Raw genomic sequence first — 19,921 nt, forward strand, 5'->3', positions numbered from 1 at the left:
CGCGTGCGCGGGGTGTCAGCGGGAGTCGCGGACGGTGCCGGCGGAGTCCTGGGCCTCGGACTTCACGTCCTGGGCGGCCCCGGTGCCCTCCTCGCGGACGTGCTCGACGCCCTCGGTGGCGGTGTCCTTGACCTCCTGGACGGCCTGCTGAGCGGGCTCGCGAAGCTGCTCGGCGGTGTCCTGGGCGGCCGACTTCACCTCCTCGGTCGCCTTGGACAGGGCGTCGCTGTCGCGCGCCTCGCCCACGAGCTCACGCTCCTTGCGGCTGGAGGGGATGAGCCCGGCCGCGAGGAGGCCCGCACCGAAGGCGATGAGCCCGGCGGCGAGCGGGTTGCCCTCCGCCTTGTCCTTGACGCGGTGCGGGGCGTCCTGCGCCATGCCGCCGGCGTGGCCGGCACGGTCGCGCACGGAGCCGGCGGCGTCGGACGCCGAGCCGAAGACCTTGTCCTTCGCGTCGGTGACGGCGCCGCGGACCTTGTCGCCCTGTCGCTGGGCGATGTTGCCCGGGTTCACCTTGTCGCCGAGGGCGTCGACGTTCTGGCTCAGGTCGGCGCGGGTGCGTTCGATGTCATGACGGATCGCGTCGGGATCGTTGGTCGCCATCAGTGGTCCTGTCCTTTCACTGCGTCCGGGATCTTCTTCACGGTCTCTTGCGTGCGGGGCAGGCCCTCGGCCTGCTTGATCTCCTTACGACCGGTCACCGCGAGGACGGCTGCGACGACGGCCCAGATGACCGCGACGATGAGCGCGGACCAGCCGAGGGCCGGCTCCGCGTCGCCGTCGCCGATCATGGCCCCCAGCGCCCACCACAGGGCGAGGGAGAGGAAGAGCAGGGTGAAGTACCCGGCCAGGCCGGCGCCGCCGAACATGCCCGCGCCCTTGCCCGCCTTGCTCACGCTCTGGGAGATCTCCGCCTTGGCGAGCTCCATCTCCTGGCGCACCAGCGTGGAGAAGTCCTCGCTGATGTTGCCGATGAGCTCCCCGAGGCTCGCGTCCTGGGGCGGCGGGCTGGTGCCCGGGGCCCCGGTGGGGGGAACGTGACCGGGGGGCGTGCTCATCGCAGCCCGCCCGGCTGGTCGCCCCGGGTGCTCGTGCTGCTGTCGGTGCCGTAGGTCTGCGTGGGCGGCGGGGGAGTGGCGGTGCCACTGAGCGGCGTCGTGCCGGTCGAGTAGCCCACGGGCGCCGTGGTGGTCCCGGTCGTCCCGGGCCGGCCCGAGCCGGACAGGCCCGCGGAGCCGCCGGTGGAGGTGCCCGAGGTGCCGTCGTCGTCGCCCATGTCCTTGAGGCTGCGCGCGATCCGGCCCGCGGCGAGGCCGAGCCCCGCAGCGATGACCATGAACGTGCCCGGGTGGCGGCGGGCGTAGCGGCCCACCTCCTCGAGCAGCTCGGTGGGCTCACGGTCCTCGAGCCACCGGCCGGCGTCGTCGGCCGCCTGCGAGGCCCAGCGAGCCACGTTGGTGGCGACGCCCGGCTCCTCGGAGCCGTCTGCCATCTGGTTCATCTCGGAGGAGAAGGAACGCAGGCCGCTCGCGAGCCGCTGCTGCTGGGTGCCGGCCTGGGAGGAGAGCTCGGAGGTGCCCTGGCGGTAGAGCTGCTGGGCCTGGCGCTTGGCCTCACCGGCCGCCTGCCTGGCCTCGTCCTTGGCGGTGCCGGCGACGTTCGCCGCCTGCTCCTTGGCGCTCCCGGCGACCTTGGAGGCCTCCTGCTTCGCGGCCTCCTTGGCGCCGCCACCCTCGTCGTGCTGGGCCTGGTGGGCAGCGCCGGTGCTCACCGGTGCGGGCGCACCGGGCGGCGGCGGGGTCACCGGTGCGGGCGGGGCGACCGGCGGTGGCGGTCCGACGGGCGGCCGTCCCGGAGCGCCGGGTTCCTGGCCAAGTGCCTGTGGGTCTCCCGCGGGGCGGGTGAAGTCCTCGGTCATGTGGTTCAGTCCCTTCGGTGCTGATCCGGCCTCGTGGTCGTCGAGGCACGTGTCCAGAGTGGGGCCGATCGCGTCAGTGCGCCTCTCGAAGCGATCCGGTCCGGGTGGCGCGCCGTTCGAATGACATGCGCGCAATTCCGCGCGAGAAGCGAGAGTGCGCGCCTTGTGCGCAATCGCGTCACAACCGCGTCGGGCTGACGGGTGTCTTCTTCGCCTCGCGGAGTGACGAGAGAGTCTGGTTGGTACAGTGCTCCCGTCCCCCTTGCTGCGCGAGCCGCGTGCGTACGGGGTTCGTTCTGCGCTGGTCCAGCCGGCGGGGACCTCTGGCCGACGACAACTGACGGAGCCGCCGGTGCTGCAGCTGCTGATCCTCCACCTCGTGGTGGCTGTGGTCGCGCCTGCGTGCATGCGGCTGTGGGGACGGCGCTTCTTCCTCGTCCTCGCCCTCGTGCCTGCGTCCGCGGCTGCCTGGGCGGCGGCGCACAGCCCGGCCGTGCTGCGCGGGGACCATCCGGTCGTCGACGTCTCCTGGGTGCCGGCGCTCGACCTGCACCTCACCTTCCGGCTCGACACCCTGGCCTGGCTCATGGTGCTGCTCGTCGGGGGGATCGGCGGGCTCGTCCTCGTCTACTGCGCCGCCTACTTCTCGGCCACCGCGCAGGGGCTCGGACGGTTCGCGGGCGTCTTCGTCGCCTTCGCGGGCTCGATGCTCGGCCTGGTGACGACGGACAACACGCTGCTCCTGTACGTGTTCTGGGAGCTCACCACCGTCACCTCCTTCCTGCTGATCGGGCACTACCACGACCGGCAGAGCTCGCGGCGCGCAGCCGTCCAGGCGCTCGTCCTCACGACCTTCGGCGGCCTGGCGATGCTCGCCGGCTTCATCGCCCTGGGCGAGGCCGAGGGCGGGAGCTACTCGCTGAGCACGCTCGTCGCATCCCCTCCCGGAGGCACGCTCGTCGAGGTGGCCGTCGCGCTCGTCCTGCTCGGCGCGGTGACGAAGTCGGCCCTGCTCCCCTTCCACTTCTGGCTGCCCTCGGCCATGGCCGCGCCCACCCCGGTCAGCGCCTACCTCCACGCCGCGGCGATGGTCAAGGCGGGCGTCTACCTCGTGGCCCGCCTGGCCCCCGGCTTCGCCGACGTGCCGCTGTGGCGCTGGGCCGTGCTCGTGCTCGGTGGTGGCACGCTCCTGCTCGGTGGCTACCGCTCGTTGCGCCAGCACGACCTCAAGCTCCTGCTCGCCTTCGGCACGGTGAGCCAGCTGGGCTTCATCATCCTGCTCGTCGGCTTCGGTACCCGGGCCACGGCGCTCGCCGGCCTGGCCCTCATCACCGCGCACGCGCTCTTCAAGGCCAGCCTGTTCCTCGTCGTCGGCACCATCGACTGGGCCGTCGGCACCCGCGACCTGCGGGAGCTGACCGGCCTGACCCGTCGCATGCCACTGACTGCGGCATCCGCGGCGCTCGCGACGGCGTCGATGGTGGGGCTGCCCGTCACGCTCGGCTACGTCGCCAAGGAGGCCGCGCTCGAGTCGATGCTCCACACCGACGACGGGCTCGGCACGGCAGCGCTCGTCCTCGTCGTCCTCGGCTCGGTCCTCACCTTCGCCTACGGCATGCGGTTCATGTGGGGTGCCTTCGCGAGCAAGCCGGGCGTGGAGCTCTCCTCGGCGCAGCGCACCTCGCGGCTGATCGTCACCCCCGCCGCCGTGCTCGCCGTCGCCGGCGTCGTCGTGGGATGCGTGCCCGGCGGCGTCGAGCACCTGCTCGCCCCGCACGCCGACGCCTACCCCGGCGAGCCCGGCCACCTCATCCTCTGGGGCGGCTTCGGCCCCGCGCTGTACCTCACGCTGCTCGTCATCGGCGTCGGCACCGTGCTGTTCCTCTGGCGGGCGCCCGTCGAGCGGCTCCAGGGAGCGCTGTGGGAGTTCGACGGCGCCGCGGGCGTCTACAAGCGCATCATCCGCGGCACCGAGCGTTTCGCGGCGGACGTCACCGCCTTCACCCAGCGTGGTTCGCTGCCCGCCTACCTGTCGACCATCCTCACCGTGACCATCGCCCTGGGCGGCGGCGCCGCGCTCGCGTTCGGGACGCTCCCGGCCGAGGTGCGCCCCTGGGACAGCGGTGTGCAGGCGGCCGTCGCCGCCGTGGTGGCCCTGGCCTCCCTCCTCGCCGCGCGCGCGCGTCGCCGGCTCAAGGCGGTGCTCCTGCTGGGCGTCTCCGGCTACGGGATCGCGCTGCTCTACGAGCTCCACGGCGCCCCGGACCTCGCGCTCACCCAGGTGCTCGTCGAGACGATCACGCTCGTCGTGTTCATCCTCGTCCTGCGCCGCCTGCCCGCCTACTTCTCCAACCGGCCGCTCGCCGCCTCGCGGTGGTGGCGGGCCGCGCTCGGGGCGCTCGTCGGGATCGCTGCCGCCGGGCTCACCATGGTCGCCGCCGGGTCCCGCGTCCACGCGCCCGTCTCCGTCGACTTCGCCGAGGAGGCCTACGAGTACGGCTACGGCCGCAACGTCGTCAACGTCACTCTCGTCGACATCCGCGCCTGGGACACGATGGGGGAGATCTCCGTGCTGCTCGCCGCCGCCACCGGCGTGGCCTCCCTCATCTTCCTCCGGGCGCGGGCGATCAAGATCGACCGCGCGACGAAGCTGGAGGACCCGCAGCAGGCCCGGGTCTGGGAGACCCCGGTGCCCGACCGCAACGTCAGCCTCTACCGCCGGCTCACCGAGCGCGGCGAGGAGGCCGGTCCCGAGGGCCGCGGCCGGCAGTGGCTCAGTGCCATCCCCACCCTCGCCCCCCAGCGGCGCTCGGTGATCTTCGAGGTCGGCACCCGGCTCGTCTTCCACACGATGGTGCTGTTCTCCCTCTACCTGCTCTTCGCCGGGCACAACCAGCCCGGCGGCGGCTTCGCCGGCGGCCTCATCGCGGGCGTCGCGCTCACCGTCCGGTACCTCGCCGGTGGCCGGTACGAGCTGGGCGAGGCCCTCCCCGTCCAGGCCGGCTGGGTCCTCGGCTCGGGGCTGTTCCTGTCCGCGGGCGCCGGCGCGATCCCCCTGTTCTTCGGTGGCGACGTGCTCCAGTCGACCGTCATCGAGGCGAGCCTGGGACCGATGGGCGAGCTCAAGCTCGTGACGACCCTGTTCTTCGACATCGGCGTGTACCTCGTCGTCGTCGGTCTCGTGCTCGACATCCTGCGCACGCTGGGTGCCGAGGTGGACCGGCAGGGCGAGCGCGAGGGTGACGTCGCCCCCGACGTGCCCTTCGACTCCCCGGAGGTCACCGCCGACGACGCCGCCCCCGAGGCCGCGCCGGCGGGCTGGGTCGCGGGCCCACGGCCTGGAGGCTCCCGATGATCGACACCTCCCCCAGCCTCGCCCTCGTGCTCCTCGTCGGGGTCCTCGTCGGCGCCGGCGTCTACCTCCTGCTCGAGCGCAGCCTCACCCGCATCATCATCGGGATCGCGATGATCTCCAACGGGGTCAACGTCATGTTCCTCGTCGCGAGCGGCCGGGCCGGCGGGCCCCCGCTGGTCGGCACGACCGCCCCGGAGAACATGAGCGACCCTCTCCCGCAGGCCATGGTCCTCACCGCCATCGTCATCACCCTGGGCCTCACCGCCTTCCTGCTGTCGGTGGCCTACCGTGCCTGGCAGCTCAACGGCCACGACGAGGTCCAGGACGACCTCGAGGACCGCCGCATCGTCCGGCTCGCCGAGAGCAACGAGGTGCCCGCCCGCAGCACCGACGACGCCGGCACCACGCTGGCCGAGGACGCCGCCCTGTCCAGGGACGAGACGCTCGTGCTGCCCCACCGTGACGACCGCACACGACGGGGACCGGGCATCGGCCTGGACGACGAGGAGCTGCGATGAGCTACCTCCTGCCGCTGCCCGTCCTCATCCCCCTCGTCGCAGCGGGGCTGGCGCTCGCGCTCGCCCGCTTCCCGCACGTCCAGCGGATCGTCACGCTCACCGCGCTCACCTCCGTGCTCGGTGTGGCGATCGCGCTGCTCGTCCTCGTCAACGACGGTCCGATGGCGGTGGACATCGGCGGCTGGGCCGCGCCCGTGGGGATCGCCCTGGTCGCGGACCGTCTCTCGGCCCTGCTGCTCGTCGTCTCCGTCTCCGTCACCCTCGGGGTGCTCCTGTACTCCCTGGCGCAGGGCAACGCCGACGGCGACGAGGGCGCGCCGGTGGCGATCTACCACCCGACCTACCTCATCCTCTCCGCCGGTGTCTCCAACGCCTTCCTCACCGGCGACCTGTTCAACCTCTACGTCGGCTTCGAGATCCTCCTCGTCTCGAGCTTCGTGCTCATCACCCTCGGCGGGTCGCGGGAGCGGGTGCGGGCGGGCACCGTCTACATCGTCGTCTCCATCCTGTCCTCGATCCTCTTCCTCGCCGCGATCGCGCTCGTCTACGCCGCCACGGGCACCGTCAACCTCGCCCAGCTGTCCCAGCGCCTGGGCGACATCGACCCGGGCACCCAGCTCGTCCTGCAGCTCATGCTGCTCGTCGCCTTCGGGATCAAGGCCGCCATCTTCCCGCTGCACGCGTGGCTGCCCGACTCCTACCCCACGGCGCCGGCGCCCGTCACCGCGGTGTTCGCGGGCCTGCTCACCAAGGTGGGCGTGTACGCGATCATCCGGACGCAGACGCTGCTCTTCCCCGACGGCCGCGCCGACGACGTCCTCATGGTCCTCGCGCTCCTCACCATGGTCATCGGGATCCTCGGTGCCGTCGCCCAGCAGGACATCAAACGACTCCTGTCCTTCACCCTCGTCAGCCACATCGGCTACATGGTGTGGGGCGTGGCGACGTCCACGGAGGCCGGGCTGTCCGCGGCGATCTTCTACGTCGTGCACCACATCACCGTGCAGACCGCCCTCTTCCTCGTCGCCGGCCTCATCGAGCGCCGGGGCGGCACGACGTCGCTCGCCAAGCTCGGGTCGCTCGCGCGCGTCGCCCCGCTGCTCGCGGTGCTGTACTTCGTCCCGGCGATGAACCTCGCGGGCATCCCCCCGATGTCCGGCTTCCTCGGGAAGGTCGGCCTCATCGAGGCCGGCGCCCAGCGGGGCGGAGCGCTGGACTGGACGCTCGTCGGCGCGGCGCTCGTCACGAGCCTCCTCACGCTCTACGCCGTGACCAAGGCCTGGAACCAGGCCTTCTGGCAGGAGGCCCCCGAGCCGCTGCCGGACACCTCCACACCCCGCTCGATGGTCGGCCCCACGGCGGTGCTCGTGGCGATGTCCCTCGCCTTCACGGTCGTCGCCGGGCCGCTGTTCGACTACACCGCCCGCGCTGCGCGGGACCTGCGGGCGCAGACACCCTACGTCTCCACCGTCCTGCCCGACGGCATGCGCGGCTCGGGCCAGTCCTCCGACCTCACCGAGGAGGCCGAGCGCAACGGCGACTCGGGCCAGATCAGCGAGGAGCAGGAGACGAGGGAGGAGGTGCCGTGAGCCCGCACCTTGCCGAGCACCGGCCGAGCGAGCACCGGCCGCGCCGCCGCTTCCGGACCCGCGCCAACTGGGGCGTGCTCCTGTGGCTCACCGTCGTGTGGGTCGCGCTGTGGGGCGACCTCACGTTCGCCAACGTCGTCATCGGCGCCTTCCTGGCCGTCCTCATCACCGCGGTGCTCCCGCTGCCCAGCACGCCCTTCGACGGCCGCTTCCGACCCTGGGGAGTCGTCCTGCTCCTCGCCTACTTCCTGTGGGACGTCGTCAAGGCGTCGGTCGAGGTCGCCGCCCTGGCGCTGCGCCGCAGGCCGCCGCGCGGCGCGGTCATCCGGGTGCGGCTGCGCAGCCACAACGACGTCTACCTCACGATGGTCGCCGGGATGACCTCGCTCGTGCCCGGGTCGGTGGTCATCGAGGCGCACCGCATCACCGGGACGCTCTACCACCACGTGCTGGACGTCGAGATGCACGGCGGGCTCGAGCGGTCGCACCAGGCCGTCCTGGACCAGGAGGAGCGCATCCTGCGCGCCTTCGGCAGCCGCGAGGAGCTCATCGAGGCCGGGCTCGTGCCGGGCAGCTCCCCACGGGCCGGCAGGCTGCGCAGCACCTCCGGTGACCGTGTGGACGCCGACATGGACGCCCGGCGGGAGGAGGAGACATGACCGCCGTCTACGTCGTCTGCTTCGTCATCCTGCTCGCCGCCGCCGTCATGGCGCTGTTCCGGGTCGAGCGTGGGCCGAGCATGTTCGACCGCATCCTCGGGCTGGACGTCACGACCGCCGTCCTCATCGGTGGGGTCACGCTCGTCGCCGCGGCGACCAAGCGCGGCGACCTCGTCCCGGTGCTCGTCGTCCTCGCCCTCGTCGGATTCATCGGCTCCGTCTCCATCGCCCGGTTCGCCGCCGCGGAGTCGGCGGAGGAGGGCCGCATCCTCACCAAGGAGGAGCTCGAGGAGATCCTCGCGCAGCGCGACGCGCAGCCCGAGGACTCGTCGACCGACGACGAGGACGAGGACAGCGGGGCGGTCATCGTCTCCGTCGAGGCCGACGACGACGAGGAACACCGCAGGAGGGACCGATGAGCACCGACACCGTCCTCGACGTCGTCGCCGGGACCTTCCTCATCTGTGGGGCACTGCTCGCGTTCATCGCGGGCCTGGGCGTCGTCCGCTTCCCCGACCTGCTCTCCCGCATGCACGCGGCGACCAAGCCGCAGGTCCTCGGGCTCATGCTCCTCATGCTCGGCCTGGGGATCGAGCTGCGGAGCGTGACGGCGGCGGGCACGCTGCTGCTCGTCGTCGCCTTCCAGCTGGTCACGGGACCGATCTCCGCGCACATGCTCAGCCGTGCCGGCTACCGCACCGGCAAGGTGGACCACTCGCTGCTCGTCGTCGACGAGCTCACCGAGGACCTCGAGCGGGCCGAGAAGCTCGACGAGCTCGACCGTCTCGAGCTCGAGCGGGAGCGGGACACCGCCCTCGCCGACGAGGGCCGCGACGCGCGCGGCACCTCGCCGGCGGACGACTGACCGCTACGGCCCGGTCACCGGGTTGGGCGCCTTCTCCTCCACCGGCCCGCCGTACCACTTCGCCGCCCCGGCCTGCGCCAGCTGCCGGCTCAGTCCGATGACCGCACCGCTGACGGCGGCGAACACGACGACCTCGGTGAGGCTGACCGCGGGGTCGTCGTTGCCCTCACCGGGCGGCTCGTGGCCGGTGACGGCCTTCCACCCGATGTCGAGGAGCTTGTTGGCGAGCAGACCGGCGAGAACCGCCGATCCCGTGCTGACGATCTTCCACCCGATGTCCATGTCACTCCGTCCTTGAGGGCTGGGCACAAACCTAACGGGGCCCGTGGTGCCGCGCACACCTGGCCGGGAGGTAACATCGGGGGCGAACGACAGGGGAGCACCGGACGGTGCTGAGAGTGCGGCGAGGCCGCAGACCCTCGAACCTGCTCCGGCTAGCACCGGCGAAGGAAGTCGGGATTCTCTCCCCGGGACGGGACCACCCGTACCCGGACCCCTCCTTGCACCTGAGGAGGACGCATGACCACCCACCGCACCCGCACCGTCGCCGCCGGGTTCGTCGCCACGCTCGCCCTGGCGGCGTGCAGCGCCACCGGCTCCGGCGGGGGAGGGGACGAGGACACCGACGTGCTCCGCGTCGTCACCCACGACTCCTTCACCCTCAGCGAGGGGCTGCTGGCCGGGTTCGAGGACCGCACCGGCTACACCGTCGAGCACATCACCCCCGGCGACGGCGGCGCGCTCGTCAACCAGCTGGTCCTCACCCGCGACAACCCGCTCGGGGACGTCGTCTACGGCATCGACAACTCCTTCGCGGCACGCGCCGTCGAGGAGGGGGTCCTGCAGCCCTACCGCTCCCCGGACGCCACGCAGACCGTCATGGAGGACTCCCTCACCGCCGTCGACTTCGGCGACGTGTGCATCAACGTGGACCACGAGTGGTTCCGTGAGCAGGGCCTGGCCGAGCCGCAGACGCTCGAGGACCTCACCGACCCGGCCTACGCCGACCTGCTCGTCGTGACCAACCCCGCGACGTCCTCCCCCGGCCTCGCCTTCCTCCTCGCCACCGTCGGTGCGTTCGGCGAGGACGGCTGGGAGCAGTACTGGCGCGACCTCACCGCCAACGGCGTGCAGGTCGTCGAGGGCTGGTCGGACGCCTACTACGTCGACTTCTCCGGCTCGGAGGGGGCCGGGCCGCGACCGCTCGTCCTGTCCTACTCCTCCTCGCCCGCCGCCGAGGTGCCGGACGGCGGCTCGGCACCGCGGACCGGGGCGCTGCTCGACACCTGCTTCCGGCAGACCGAGTACGCCGGCGTGCTGGCCGGCGCGGAGAACGTCGAGGGTGCCCAGGAGTTCGTCGACTTCCTCCTCTCGCCCGAGGTCCAGGCCGACATCCCGGGCAGCATGTACATGTACCCCGTGCTCGACGGCGTCGCCCTGCCCCAGGAGTGGGCCGACCACGCCCCGGTGAGCCCGGCGCCCCACGAGGTGGAGCCGCAGGCCATCACCGACAACCGGGACCAGTGGATCGAGACGTGGACCGAGATCGTCGTCGGCTGACCCGGCGCAGCCCCGCGGGCGCGCTGGCCTGGGTGCTCGCGGCCGGGGTGCCGCTCGCGTTCCTCTCCGTCTTCTTCCTGTGGCCGGTCGCGACGATGGTCGCACGCGGCTTCCTGCCCGACGGCGTCCTCGACCTCGGCGGGATCTCCGAGGTCCTCTCCCGGCGGCGGACGTGGCGCGTCATCGGGATCACGGTGGGCCAGTCGCTCACCGCGACCGCGGTCGCCCTGCTCCTCGGGCTGCCCGGCGCCTACGTGCTCTACCGCTGCCGCTTCCGGGGCCGCCGGCTGGTGCGCGGCTTCGTCACGGTGCCCTTCGTGCTGCCGACCGTCGTCGTCGGTGTCGCGTTCCGCTCGCTGCTCGTGGAGACCGGTCCGCTGGGCTTCCTCGGCATCGACGGCACCTTCGCGGCGGTCGTCGCGGCGCTCGTGTTCTTCAACTACGCGCTCGTCGTGCGCACGGTCGGGGCGCTGTGGGAGCGGCTCGACCCGCGTGCGGAGGAGGCGGCCCGGAGCCTGGGCGCCTCCCCGTGGCGCGCGTTCCGCACGGTGACCCTGCCGGCACTGGCCCCGGCCGTCGTCTCGGCGGGCGCCGTCGTCTTCCTCTTCTGCGCGACGTCCTTCGGCGTCGTCCTGACGATGGGCGGGCTGCGCTACGGGACGATCGAGACCGAGGTGTGGGTCCAGACCACCCAGTTCCTCGACCTGCGGGCGGCCGCGGTGCTCTCGGTGCTCCAGCTCGTCGTCGTCGGCGCCGCCCTGCTGCTCGCCTCCCGCGCCCGCCGGCGCTACGACCACTCCCTCCACCTGCGTGCCGACCGCTCCGCCACCCGCCCGCTGCGGCTGCGCGGGCCGGGACGGCCCGGACCGGACGCCGCGGCGGCGGCCGTCACCGCCGTCGTCGTCCTCGGGCTGCTCGTCCTGCCGCTCGCCCACCTGCTCGCGGGGTCGCTGCGCACCCCGGAGGGGTGGGGGCTGGGCAACTTCCGCCGGCTCTCGACGACGGGAGGCACCAACGCCCTCACCGTCACCGCGTGGGAGGCAGCCCTCAACTCGCTGCGGGCCGCCGTGGACGCGACCGTCATCGCCGTCATCGTCGGCACGCTCGTCGCGCTCGTCGTCTCCCGCCGGCCGCGCTCGCCGGGCGGGAGGCGGGCCCTGGGGGTGCTCGACGCCGTGTTCATGCTGCCGCTGGGCGTGTCGGCGGTGACGGTCGGCTTCGGGTTCCTCATCACCCTGGACTCCCCGCCGCTCGACCTGCGCGGCTCGGCGCTCATCGTGCCGATCGCCCAGGCGGTGGTCGCGGTGCCGCTCGTCGTGCGGACGGTGCTCCCCGTGCTGCGGGCGATCGACCCGCGCCTGCGGGAGGCGGCGGCCGTCCTCGGGGCGTCGCCGTGGCGCGTGCTCGCCACCGTCGACGGGCCCTTCCTCGTCCGCGGCCTCGGCCTCGCGGTGGGCTTCGCCTTCGCCGTCTCCCTCGGGGAGTTCGGCGCGACGTCCTTCCTGTCCCGCCCCGAGAGCCCCACGCTGCCGGTCGTCATCTTCCGGCTCATCGGCCGCCCCGGCGCGGAGAACTACGGGATGGCGCTCGCGGCGTCCGTCGTTCTCGCCACCCTGACCGCCGGCGTCATGATGCTCGCCGAACGCCTCCGAGGAGACAGGATGGGCACGTGGTGAACGGACTCGAGGTCCGCGAGGCGGTCCTCACCTACCCCGGCGGCCCGACGGCGGTGGACGGCGTCAGCCTCGAGCTGCCCGCCGGTGAGGTGCTCGCGCTGCTCGGCCCGTCCGGCTGCGGGAAGTCCTCGCTGCTGCGGGCGGTGGCGGGGCTCGAGCCACTGACGTCCGGGCAGGTGCGCTGGGGCGGGGACGACCTCGCCGGGGTGCCCGTGCACCGGCGCGGTTTCGGGCTCATGTTCCAGGACGGCCAGCTCTTCCCGCACCGCGACGTCGCGGGGAACATCGCCTACGGCATCGCCGGGCTGACCCGCGCGGAGCGCGCAGCGCGCGTGGCCGAGCTGCTGCGGCTGGTGGGCCTGCGCGACTACGGCGCCCGCGCGGTGACGACCCTCTCCGGCGGTGAGCAGCAGCGGGTGGCGCTGGCCCGCGCGCTCGCGCCGCGCCCGCGGCTGCTGCTCCTCGACGAGCCGCTCTCCTCGCTGGACCGCTCCTTGCGCGAGCACCTCGCCGGCGAGCTGCGCGACATCATCCACGCGACCGGCACCACCGCCGTCTACGTCACCCACGACCACGACGAGGCCTTCACCGTCGCCTCCCGCATCGCCGTGATGTCCCGCGGCCGCGTCCTCCAGGCCGACACGCCCGAGCGGCTGTGGCGCGCACCGGCCAGCGAGGAGGTGGCCCGGTTCCTCGGCTACGGCCCGGTGGTCGACGCCGTCGTCGCCGACGGGCAGGTGCGCGGCCCGCTGGGTGCCGTGGCGGACTGGGCGGGCGGCGTGGGTGGCGAGGTGCGCCTGGCCCTGGGCCCGCGGGCGCTCGTGCCCGACGACGACGGCGAGCCGGTCCCCGTGCGCGGGTGGCGGGTGCGCCGCGGGGAGCGCGAGCTCGACGTCACGCTGCCCGACGGGCAGGGCGCCGTGGTCCGCGTGCCGGCCGACGGTGCGGTGCCGCGGACCGCCCGGGTGCGTGTCGCCACCGAGCACGTGGCGGTGGTGCCGCGATGAGCGAGACGCTCATGCTGCTCCTGCTCGTGGCGGTCGTCGCCGTGCCCGCGCTGCTGCTGGCGCGCTCGCGCCGGCGGCTGGGCAGCGCCGTGCGGCGCACGGAACGGCTGGAGGTCTGGGCCTCGCCGCGCGGCTGGCGCGTGCTCGGCGCCGCTCCCGAGGTGCTGGGCCGCTGGCAGTGCCCGCCCTTCACCGCGCCCGAGCGGCAGGTGGACGACGCCGTCGCCGGGGAGTACCGCGGCCGGGAGGCGACCTCCTCCCGGCTCGAGACCGCCCCGCCGCGGGAGGTCACGCACGTCCTCACCGTCGAGCTGCGCGCGACCGTGCCGGTGGCGCAGCTGATGACCGACGGCGTCCCGGCGGACGAGCTGGGCGCCGACGGCGGCGCGTGGCTGCGCGAGCGCGGACCGACGGGACTGTCGCTGCGGGCGGAGCGCGGCGTCGTCGTCGGGTGGCTCCCCGGCGAGCCCCTCCTCACCGAGCTCGACCGCTACCTCGACGCGCTGGTCGACGTCGCCGAGACCCTCGAACGCCTCCCCCCGCCCTGACCTCCCGCGGGTCCGGGCCCGGTGCAGGATGGGGGGATGACCGAGCACCTGCCGACCGACGAGATGAGCACCGGGCCGGGAGTCACGCCGGCGTCGGACTGGAACCCGCGCGGCCCGCGTGTACGGCGTGACCCGCTGGGCGCCTACGACGAGATGCGTGCGCGGTGCCCGGTCGCGCGCGGTCCGGCCGGGGACTGGACCCTGTTCTCCCACGCCGCCGTCACCGCCGCTGCGCTGGACGACCGCACGTTCTCCAACGCCGTCTCGCGCTACCTCCAGGTGCCCAACGGCCTCGACGGCCCCACGCACACCTCCTACCGCGCCGTCGTCGACCGCTACCTCACCCCGGAGCGGATGGCCGCCCTCGAGCCGGTCGTCGAGCGGGTCGCGGCCGAGCTGGTCGCCGGGCTCGACGTGCCCGGAGCGGTCGACGCCGTCGCGGTCGGCGGGCGCTTCGCGGTGCGCGCCCAGTGCGCCTGGCTCGGGTGGCCGGCCGACCTCGAGGACGAGCTGCTCGAGTGGATGGCGGACAACCACGCCGCGAGCCGCTCGGGGGACCGCGCCCGCACCGCGGAGGTGGCTGCGCGCTTCGACGCGATCATCCGCTCCCTCACCGACGCGCGCCGGCAGGCCGGTGCGGACGCACCCGCCGACGTCACGACCGAGCTCGTCCGGGACCACGTGGACGGCCGCCCGCTCACCGACGAGGAGATCGTCTCCGTCCTGCGCAACTGGACCGGCGGGGACCTCGGCTCGATGGCCCTGTGCGCCGGCGTCGTCCTCAGCCACCTCGCCGACCACCCGCCGCTGCAGGAGCGGCTCCGGGCGGGGGTCCCGGACCGCGAGCTGAGCGCGGTCCTCGACGAGATCCTCCGGATCGACGACCCCTTCGTCAGCAACCGGCGCGTCGCCACCGAGGACGTCACGCTCGGGGGCCGCGCGATCGCCGCCGGCGACCGCGTCCACCTCAGCTGGACCGCGGCCAACCGCGACCCGCGGATCTTCGGCGACCCGGACGCCTTCGACCCCGAGCGTCACGCCCCCTACAACCTCGTGTGGGGCATCGGGCGGCACGTGTGCCCCGGCCGTCCGCTCGCCACCCTCGAGCTCCGGGCGCTCACCCGCGCCGTCCTCGCCGCGACGACGTCCGTCGAGCCGGACCCCGACCGGTCACGCGAGCGCGCCGTGCCCCCGGTGGGCGGCTACGCCGTCGCCCCGGTCCGCCTCCGCTGACCTCCCGCCGACGTCGCAGCTGTCGCGTCGACGACGGGCGGTCCTGCGTCGTCCAGCCCTCCAGCTGCGACGTCCGGGGGCTGGAGGGGAGCGGGACGGGGGGAATGCTGCAAGGCTGGGACGGACCTCCAGCGAAGGGAGAAGTGGTGCTCGGCCTACCCGACAGCGTGCGTGCGCTCCTGTTCGACCTCGACGGCGTCCTCACCCGGACCGCCGCCCTCCACGCGAGAGCGTGGACGGAGACCTTCGACGAGTTCCTCCGGGACCATGCCGGCCGCACCGGCGAGCCCTTCGTCCCCTTCGACCCGGTGGCCGAGTACGCCGCCCACGTCGACGGCAAGCGGCGCGTCGACGGCGTGCGTGACTTCCTCGGCAGCCGTGACATCACCCTGCCCACCGGCACGCCCACGGACAGCCCCGAGCGGGAGACCCTCAACGGCATCGGCAACCGCAAGAACGAGCGGGTGCTGCGGCTCATCACGACCGAGGGCGTCGAGGTCTTCCCCGGCTCCCTGCGCTACCTCGACGCCGCGCGCGAGGCGGGGCTGACCTGCGCCGTCGTCTCCTCCAGCGCGAACGCGGCGCTCGTCCTGGACGTCACGGGCCTGGAGGACCGCATCGACGTCCTCGTCGACGGCTCGCTCGCCCACGCCCTCGACCTGCCCGGCAAGCCGGCGCCGGACACGTTCCTCGAGGCCACCCGCCGCCTGGGTCTGACCCCGCGCGAGGCCGCGGTCGTCGAGGACGCGCTCGCGGGCGTGGCGGCGGGCAGGGCAGGCCGGTTCGGCTACGTCATCGGCGTCGACCGCCTCGGCCAGGCCGACGCGCTGCGGGAGAAGGGCGCCGACGTCGTCGTCGCGGACCTCGAGGAGCTCCTGTGACGGGTCCGTCCCTGCCGGTCGAGCCCTGGTGCCTGCGTGAGCGCGGCCTGGACCTCGAGACGCTCGGGCGGATGGAGTCGCTGTTCGCACTGTCCAACGGCCACCTCGGGATGCGGGGCAACCTCGACGAGGGCGAGCCGGCCGACCAGCAGGGCACCTACCTGTCCGGCTTCTTCGAGCACCACCCGCTGCCCTACGCCGAGGGCGGCTACGGCTACCCCGAGTCCGGGCAGACGATCGTCAACGTCACCAACGGCAAGCTCATCCGCCTCCTCGTCGACGACGAGCCCTTCGACATGCGCTACGGCGAGGTCCTCGCCCACGAGCGCGTCCTCGACCTGCGCGCCGGGACGCTGCGCCGGGAGACCGACTGGATCTCCCCGGCGGGACGCCGGGTCATCGTGCGCTCCACCCGGCTGGTCTCCCTCACCCACCGTGCCGTGGCCGCCATCGCGTACGAGGTCGAGCCCGTCGACGGCCCGGCGCGCGTCATCGTCCAGTCCCAGCTCGTCGCCAACGAGGCACCGCCGGAGGCCGACGACGGCGACCCTCGCGTGGCCGCCGCGCTCCAGGACCCGCTCGCCGCCGTGGCCCGGGACGTCGAGCAGGACGGCGCGATCCTCCTCCACCGCACCCGTACGAGCGGGCTGCTCGTCGCGGCAGGGATGGACCACGACATCGAGTGCCCGCACCAGTACGAGGTGGAGCACGAGGCGCGGGACGACTGGGCGCGGACCACCATCGTCACGGTCCTCCAGCCCGGGGAGCCGCTGCGGATGGTCAAGCACCTCGCCTACGGCTGGTCCAGCGCCCGCAGCGAGCACGCCCTGCGCGACCAGGTGGCCGCCGCGCTCACCAGCGCGCGGTACGCGGGGTGGGACTCCCTCGTGCGCGACCAGCGCGCCTACCTCGACGACTTCTGGGGATCGGCCGACGTCGAGGTCGACGGCGACCCGATCCTCCAGCAGGCCGTCCGCTTCTGCCTCTTCCAGGTGCTCCAGGCGGGCGCGCGGGCCGAGGGCCGCGCCATCGGCGCCAAGGCACTCACCGGGACGGGCTACAACGGCCACACCTTCTGGGACATCGAGGGTTTCGTCCTGCCCGTCCTCGTCATGACGGCACCGGACGCCGCGGCGCACGCCCTGCGGTGGCGTGCCTCGACGCTGCCGATGGCCCAGGCGCGTGCCGCCACGCTCGGGCTGGCCGGGGCGGCCTTCCCCTGGCGCACCATCCAGGGGGAGGAGACCTCGGCGTACTGGCCGGCCGGCACCGCCGCCTTCCACCTCAACGCCGTCGTCGCGCGAGCCTTCGAGTACTACCGCCTCACGACCGGTGACGAGAGCCTGGACCGCGAGTGCGGGGCGGAGGTGCTCGTCGAGACGGCCCGGCTGTGGATGTCGTTGGGCCACCACGACCGCTCGGGTGCCTGGCACGTCCAGGGCGTCACCGGCCCCGACGAGTACACCGCCGTCATCGACGACAACGTCTTCACCAACCTCATGGCCGCACGGAACCTGCGCTCGGCGGACGCGGCGTGCGAGCGCAACCCCGACGTCGCCCTCGCCCTGGGGGTGGACGGCGACGAGCGGGAGGCGTGGCGGGCCGCGGCCGAGGCCGTCCACGTCCCCTACGACGCCGAGCTCGGTGTCCACCCGCAGTGCGAGGGTTTCACCCGGTACGGGGAGTGGGACTTCCACGACGGCGAGACCCGCTACCCGCTCATGCTCCACGCCCCCTACTTCCAGCTGTACCGCAAGCAGGTGGTCAAGCAGGCGGACCTCGTGCTCGCCATGCACTGGTGCGGGGAGGAGTTCACCGCCAAGGACAAGGCGTGGAACCTCGACTACTACGAGCGCCGCACCGTGCGGGACTCCTCGCTGTCGGCGTGCACGCAGGCGGTCATGTGTGCGGAGGTCGGGCACCTCGACCTGGCCCACGCCTACCTCCACGAGGCGGCCCTCGTCGACCTGCGCGACCTGCAGGGCAACACCGGCCAGGGCCTGCACATCGCCTCGTCCGCCGGGGCGTGGACGGCGCTCGTCGACGGCTTCGGCGGGATGCGCGAGCGCGGGGACCAGCTGTGCGTGGCGCCCGCCCTGCCGGACTCGGTGACGCGACTGACCTTCCGCGTGCTCTGGCGGGGCATGGCGGTCAAGGTGGAGGCGAGCCACGACGAGGTCGTCTGCACGCTGCTGAGCGGCAACGGGGAGGGGATGGTGGTCCGGGTCTACGACGAGGAGGTCGTCGTGCGGGCCGGCGAGCCGGTCACCTGCCGCGCCCAGCGGCGCGAGCCGCTGCTGCCCGCGCCGCCCCAGCCGGTGGGGCGCACCCCGCGCCCGGCGGGGCGCGAGCCCCTCTCGGTCGCCCGGAGCGCGTCGTGAGCGCCGCCGGCCCGGGTGAGGCCGCGGCCGTCACCGCGATGGAGGCCGCCGGCCTGGCGTACACCGTGACCCGGCACGGGCGGGTCAGCAGCCTGGAGGAGGCCGCCGCAGCACGGGGCGTGGAGCCCGCGGCGATCATCAAGACGATCGTCGTGCGGCGCGCGGAGGAGGACTACCTCCTCGTGCTCGTCCCCGGGGACCGGACGATCTCGTGGCCCAGGCTGCGGGCGCTGCTCGGCGTCAGCCGCCTGTCCATGCCCGACGCCGCCACGGCCCGGGAGGTGACCGGCTACGAGCGTGGCACGATCACGCCCTTCGGTGCGCTCCGGGCCTGGCCGGTCGTCGCCGACGAGCGCGTGAGCGGCACCGTCTCGATCGGCGCCGGCGCGCACGGCGTGGCGGCGACGGTCGACGGCGCGGCCCTCGTGGCGGCACTGGACGCGCGGGTCGCCGACGTCACGGACCCCGCCTGACACCATCGTCCGCCCGAACCCGGTCCGGAGCGGCGCCTGCGGTGGGATGCTGGAGTCCCGCCGACGGGAGCCGAGATGTCGCTCGAGGTGCTGGGCCCGCGCGCCTGCCGCCGCCTGCTCGATCAGGTGTCCGTGGCCTGGCTCGCCCACTGTGCCGACGGCGCCGCCCACATGGTGCCGGTGAACGTCGCCGTGCACGGCACCGAGGTCGTCGTCCGCAGCGCCTACGGTCGCTCGCTCACCGCCGTCGTCGAGGGCCGGCTCCTCACCATCGCCGCCGGGGACTTCGACGAGGAGACACGGACCGGCTGGTCGGTGACCGTGACCGGGCGGGCGCACCTCATCGGTGACGAGCTCGTCAACCCCGGTGCCCCGACGGTGGACGTGTGGGCCGACCTGACGTCCACCGTGCCCGTCGCCGTGCCGATGACCACGGTCACCGGCCGGCGCGTGCGGCGCTGAGCACTCCTACTGGAGCAGGGTGCGGTCGTCGAGGCCGGCGCCCGCCTGCGCGAAGGCCTGGAGGAGGTCCTGGACCGTCGCCCGCTGCTTGCGCTCCCCGGCGATGTCGACGACCACCCGGCCCTCGTGCATCATGATGAGCCGCGTGCCCACCCGCAGGGCCTGGTCCATGTTGTGGGTGACCATGAGCGTGGTGAGGTGGTGGCGCTCGACCGCCTCGGCGGTGAGCCGCGTGATGAGGTCCGCACGCTGGGGGTCCAGGGCCGCGGTGTGCTCGTCGAGCAGGAGGATCTTCGGCTCGCTGAAGGTCGCCATGAGGAGCGACAGCGCCTGGCGCTGGCCGCCGGAGAGCAGGCCGACCTTCATCTTGAGCCGGTTCTCCAGACCCAGCTCGAGGGAGGCGAGCTCGGAGCGGAAGAACTCGCGCTTGGCGCGGGTGACGCCGAGGCGCAGGGCGCGCGTCTTGCCGCGCGCGAAGGCGATGGCGAGGTTCTCCTCGATCGTCATGTCCGGGGCGGTGCCGGCGAGCGGGTCCTGGAAGACCCGGCCCACGTGGGCCGCGCGGCGGTGGTCGGGCAGGCGGGTGACGTCGTCGCCGTCGACGGTGACGGTGCCGGAGTCCGGGCTGATCCGGCCGGCGACGGTGTTGAGGAGGGTCGACTTGCCCGCGCCGTTGGAGCCAATGACGGTGGCGAACTCCCCAAGCTCCAGGCGCAGGGAGATCCCGGCGAGGGCGACCCGCTCGTTGGGCGTGCCGGGGAAGAAGGTCTTGGTGACCGAGTCGATCGCCAGCATG

20 protein-coding genes and 1 riboswitch are annotated in these 19,921 nt (G+C 73.6%); of the genes, 15 read left to right on the top strand and 5 right to left on the bottom strand.

Features of this window, described 5'->3' with window-relative positions:
• Positions 1–15: 15 nt before the first annotated feature.
• The 3 genes from DSZ44_RS12425 to DSZ44_RS12435 are packed head-to-tail and all read right to left on the bottom strand — an operon-like array spanning position 16 to position 1,918.
• Complete coding sequence (locus DSZ44_RS12425; protein WP_110852946.1) at positions 16–603, bottom strand: DUF3618 domain-containing protein; 588 nt, start codon at positions 601–603, stop codon at positions 16–18.
• Entirely contained in the window at positions 603–1,058 is a 456-nt protein-coding gene (locus tag DSZ44_RS12430) for a phage holin family protein (RefSeq protein ID WP_110852947.1), read from the bottom strand. Before DSZ44_RS12430 ends, DSZ44_RS12425 begins: the two co-directional genes overlap by 1 nt.
• Positions 1,055–1,918: a hypothetical protein gene (locus DSZ44_RS12435; protein ID WP_146237541.1), complete on the bottom strand. Its 864-nt coding sequence runs from the start codon at positions 1,916–1,918 to the stop codon at positions 1,055–1,057. Before DSZ44_RS12435 ends, DSZ44_RS12430 begins: the two co-directional genes overlap by 4 nt.
• A 352-nt stretch (positions 1,919–2,270) precedes the next feature.
• Between DSZ44_RS12435 and DSZ44_RS12440 the strand changes: the two genes are divergently transcribed.
• Genes DSZ44_RS12440 through mnhG form a run of 6 tightly spaced genes read left to right on the top strand, consistent with a single transcriptional unit; the run spans position 2,271 to position 8,904 of the window.
• A complete protein-coding gene (locus DSZ44_RS12440) occupies positions 2,271–5,273 on the top strand; it encodes a Na+/H+ antiporter subunit A (protein WP_110852949.1) in 3,003 nt (1,000 codons plus the stop codon).
• Complete coding sequence (locus DSZ44_RS12445) at positions 5,270–5,791, top strand: Na(+)/H(+) antiporter subunit C (RefSeq protein WP_110852950.1); 522 nt, start codon at positions 5,270–5,272, stop codon at positions 5,789–5,791. Before DSZ44_RS12440 ends, DSZ44_RS12445 begins: the two co-directional genes overlap by 4 nt.
• The gene (locus DSZ44_RS12450) at positions 5,788–7,380 is read left to right on the top strand and encodes a Na+/H+ antiporter subunit D (RefSeq protein ID WP_110852951.1); all 1,593 of its coding nucleotides are present in this window, start codon (positions 5,788–5,790) and stop codon (positions 7,378–7,380) included. The genes DSZ44_RS12445 and DSZ44_RS12450 overlap by 4 nt, the downstream gene beginning before the upstream one ends.
• Positions 7,377–8,039 carry a Na+/H+ antiporter subunit E gene (locus DSZ44_RS12455; protein WP_110852952.1) on the top strand — a complete coding sequence of 221 codons (663 nt, stop codon included), beginning with the start codon at positions 7,377–7,379 and terminating at the stop codon, positions 8,037–8,039. The genes DSZ44_RS12450 and DSZ44_RS12455 overlap by 4 nt, the downstream gene beginning before the upstream one ends.
• The gene (locus tag DSZ44_RS12460) at positions 8,036–8,458 is read left to right on the top strand and encodes an MrpF/PhaF family protein (RefSeq protein WP_110852953.1); all 423 of its coding nucleotides are present in this window, start codon (positions 8,036–8,038) and stop codon (positions 8,456–8,458) included. The genes DSZ44_RS12455 and DSZ44_RS12460 overlap by 4 nt, the downstream gene beginning before the upstream one ends.
• Positions 8,455–8,904 carry a monovalent cation/H(+) antiporter subunit G gene (gene mnhG / locus DSZ44_RS12465; protein WP_110852954.1) on the top strand — a complete coding sequence of 150 codons (450 nt, stop codon included), beginning with the start codon at positions 8,455–8,457 and terminating at the stop codon, positions 8,902–8,904. Before DSZ44_RS12460 ends, mnhG begins: the two co-directional genes overlap by 4 nt.
• 3 nt (positions 8,905–8,907) lie before the next feature.
• Here the strand turns inward: mnhG and DSZ44_RS12470 are convergent, their stop codons facing one another.
• Positions 8,908–9,186 (bottom strand): DUF4235 domain-containing protein, encoded by a 279-nt coding sequence (locus tag DSZ44_RS12470; RefSeq protein ID WP_110852955.1) that lies wholly within the window; start codon positions 9,184–9,186, stop codon positions 8,908–8,910.
• Between the two features lie 81 nt (positions 9,187–9,267).
• Positions 9,268–9,373, top strand: a riboswitch (TPP riboswitch).
• 50 nt (positions 9,374–9,423) lie between these two features.
• Here DSZ44_RS12470 and DSZ44_RS12475 point away from each other — a divergent pair.
• From DSZ44_RS12475 to DSZ44_RS12515, 9 genes are all read left to right on the top strand, one after another.
• Positions 9,424–10,464 carry a thiamine ABC transporter substrate-binding protein gene (locus DSZ44_RS12475; RefSeq protein WP_110852956.1) on the top strand — a complete coding sequence of 347 codons (1,041 nt, stop codon included), beginning with the start codon at positions 9,424–9,426 and terminating at the stop codon, positions 10,462–10,464.
• Positions 10,440–12,140, top strand: a complete 1,701-nt coding sequence (locus DSZ44_RS12480) for an ABC transporter permease (protein WP_258369470.1) — start codon at positions 10,440–10,442, stop codon at positions 12,138–12,140. The genes DSZ44_RS12475 and DSZ44_RS12480 overlap by 25 nt, the downstream gene beginning before the upstream one ends.
• Positions 12,134–13,147 (top strand): ABC transporter ATP-binding protein, encoded by a 1,014-nt coding sequence (locus DSZ44_RS12485; RefSeq protein ID WP_110852957.1) that lies wholly within the window; start codon positions 12,134–12,136, stop codon positions 13,145–13,147. The genes DSZ44_RS12480 and DSZ44_RS12485 overlap by 7 nt, the downstream gene beginning before the upstream one ends.
• Positions 13,144–13,695 carry a hypothetical protein gene (locus DSZ44_RS12490; RefSeq protein ID WP_110852958.1) on the top strand — a complete coding sequence of 184 codons (552 nt, stop codon included), beginning with the start codon at positions 13,144–13,146 and terminating at the stop codon, positions 13,693–13,695. The genes DSZ44_RS12485 and DSZ44_RS12490 overlap by 4 nt, the downstream gene beginning before the upstream one ends.
• Before the next feature lie 36 nt (positions 13,696–13,731).
• Positions 13,732–14,928, top strand: a complete 1,197-nt coding sequence (locus tag DSZ44_RS12495) for a cytochrome P450 (RefSeq protein WP_110852959.1) — start codon at positions 13,732–13,734, stop codon at positions 14,926–14,928.
• 146 nt (positions 14,929–15,074) lie between these two features.
• Entirely contained in the window at positions 15,075–15,809 is a 735-nt protein-coding gene (locus DSZ44_RS12500) for an HAD family hydrolase (RefSeq protein ID WP_110852986.1), read from the top strand.
• Positions 15,806–18,190 (top strand): glycoside hydrolase family 65 protein, encoded by a 2,385-nt coding sequence (locus tag DSZ44_RS12505; protein WP_258369471.1) that lies wholly within the window; start codon positions 15,806–15,808, stop codon positions 18,188–18,190. Before DSZ44_RS12500 ends, DSZ44_RS12505 begins: the two co-directional genes overlap by 4 nt.
• Positions 18,191–18,228: 38 nt before the next feature.
• Positions 18,229–18,663, top strand: a complete 435-nt coding sequence (locus DSZ44_RS12510; protein WP_110852988.1) for an aminoacyl-tRNA deacylase — start codon at positions 18,229–18,231, stop codon at positions 18,661–18,663.
• Between the two features lie 75 nt (positions 18,664–18,738).
• On the top strand, positions 18,739–19,125 hold the full coding sequence (locus DSZ44_RS12515; RefSeq protein ID WP_110852960.1) for a pyridoxamine 5'-phosphate oxidase family protein: 387 nt from the start codon (positions 18,739–18,741) through the stop codon (positions 19,123–19,125).
• 6 nt (positions 19,126–19,131) lie between these two features.
• On the opposite strand, the gene DSZ44_RS12520 is transcribed toward DSZ44_RS12515, so the two are convergent.
• Complete coding sequence (locus tag DSZ44_RS12520) at positions 19,132–19,920, bottom strand: ABC transporter ATP-binding protein (RefSeq protein ID WP_110852989.1); 789 nt, start codon at positions 19,918–19,920, stop codon at positions 19,132–19,134.
• Between the last annotated feature and the right edge of the window lies 1 nt (position 19,921).

The organism is Georgenia satyanarayanai, assembly GCF_900116375.1.
Classification (GTDB): domain Bacteria; phylum Actinomycetota; class Actinomycetes; order Actinomycetales; family Actinomycetaceae; genus Oceanitalea; species Oceanitalea nanhaiensis.

What these genes read in the sequence shown, in the direction of transcription:
- DSZ44_RS12425 (WP_110852946.1), bottom strand. Translation starts at nt 603, where the DNA reads ATGGCGACCAACGATCCCGACGCGATCCGTCATGACATCGAACGCACC.
- DSZ44_RS12430 (WP_110852947.1), bottom strand. Translation starts at nt 1,058, where the DNA reads ATGAGCACGCCCCCCGGTCACGTTCCCCCCACCGGGGCCCCGGGCACC.
- DSZ44_RS12435 (WP_146237541.1), bottom strand. Translation starts at nt 1,918, where the DNA reads ATGACCGAGGACTTCACCCGCCCCGCGGGAGACCCACAGGCACTTGGC.
- DSZ44_RS12445 (WP_110852950.1), top strand. Translation starts at nt 5,270, where the DNA reads ATGATCGACACCTCCCCCAGCCTCGCCCTCGTGCTCCTCGTCGGGGTC.
- DSZ44_RS12450 (WP_110852951.1), top strand. Translation starts at nt 5,788, where the DNA reads ATGAGCTACCTCCTGCCGCTGCCCGTCCTCATCCCCCTCGTCGCAGCG.
- DSZ44_RS12460 (WP_110852953.1), top strand. Translation starts at nt 8,036, where the DNA reads ATGACCGCCGTCTACGTCGTCTGCTTCGTCATCCTGCTCGCCGCCGCC.
- mnhG (WP_110852954.1), top strand. Translation starts at nt 8,455, where the DNA reads ATGAGCACCGACACCGTCCTCGACGTCGTCGCCGGGACCTTCCTCATC.
- DSZ44_RS12470 (WP_110852955.1), bottom strand. Translation starts at nt 9,186, where the DNA reads ATGGACATCGGGTGGAAGATCGTCAGCACGGGATCGGCGGTTCTCGCC.
- DSZ44_RS12475 (WP_110852956.1), top strand. Translation starts at nt 9,424, where the DNA reads ATGACCACCCACCGCACCCGCACCGTCGCCGCCGGGTTCGTCGCCACG.
- DSZ44_RS12490 (WP_110852958.1), top strand. Translation starts at nt 13,144, where the DNA reads ATGAGCGAGACGCTCATGCTGCTCCTGCTCGTGGCGGTCGTCGCCGTG.
- DSZ44_RS12495 (WP_110852959.1), top strand. Translation starts at nt 13,732, where the DNA reads ATGACCGAGCACCTGCCGACCGACGAGATGAGCACCGGGCCGGGAGTC.
- DSZ44_RS12510 (WP_110852988.1), top strand. Translation starts at nt 18,229, where the DNA reads ATGGAGGCCGCCGGCCTGGCGTACACCGTGACCCGGCACGGGCGGGTC.
- DSZ44_RS12515 (WP_110852960.1), top strand. Translation starts at nt 18,739, where the DNA reads ATGTCGCTCGAGGTGCTGGGCCCGCGCGCCTGCCGCCGCCTGCTCGAT.
- DSZ44_RS12520 (WP_110852989.1), bottom strand. Translation starts at nt 19,920, where the DNA reads ATGCTGGCGATCGACTCGGTCACCAAGACCTTCTTCCCCGGCACGCCC.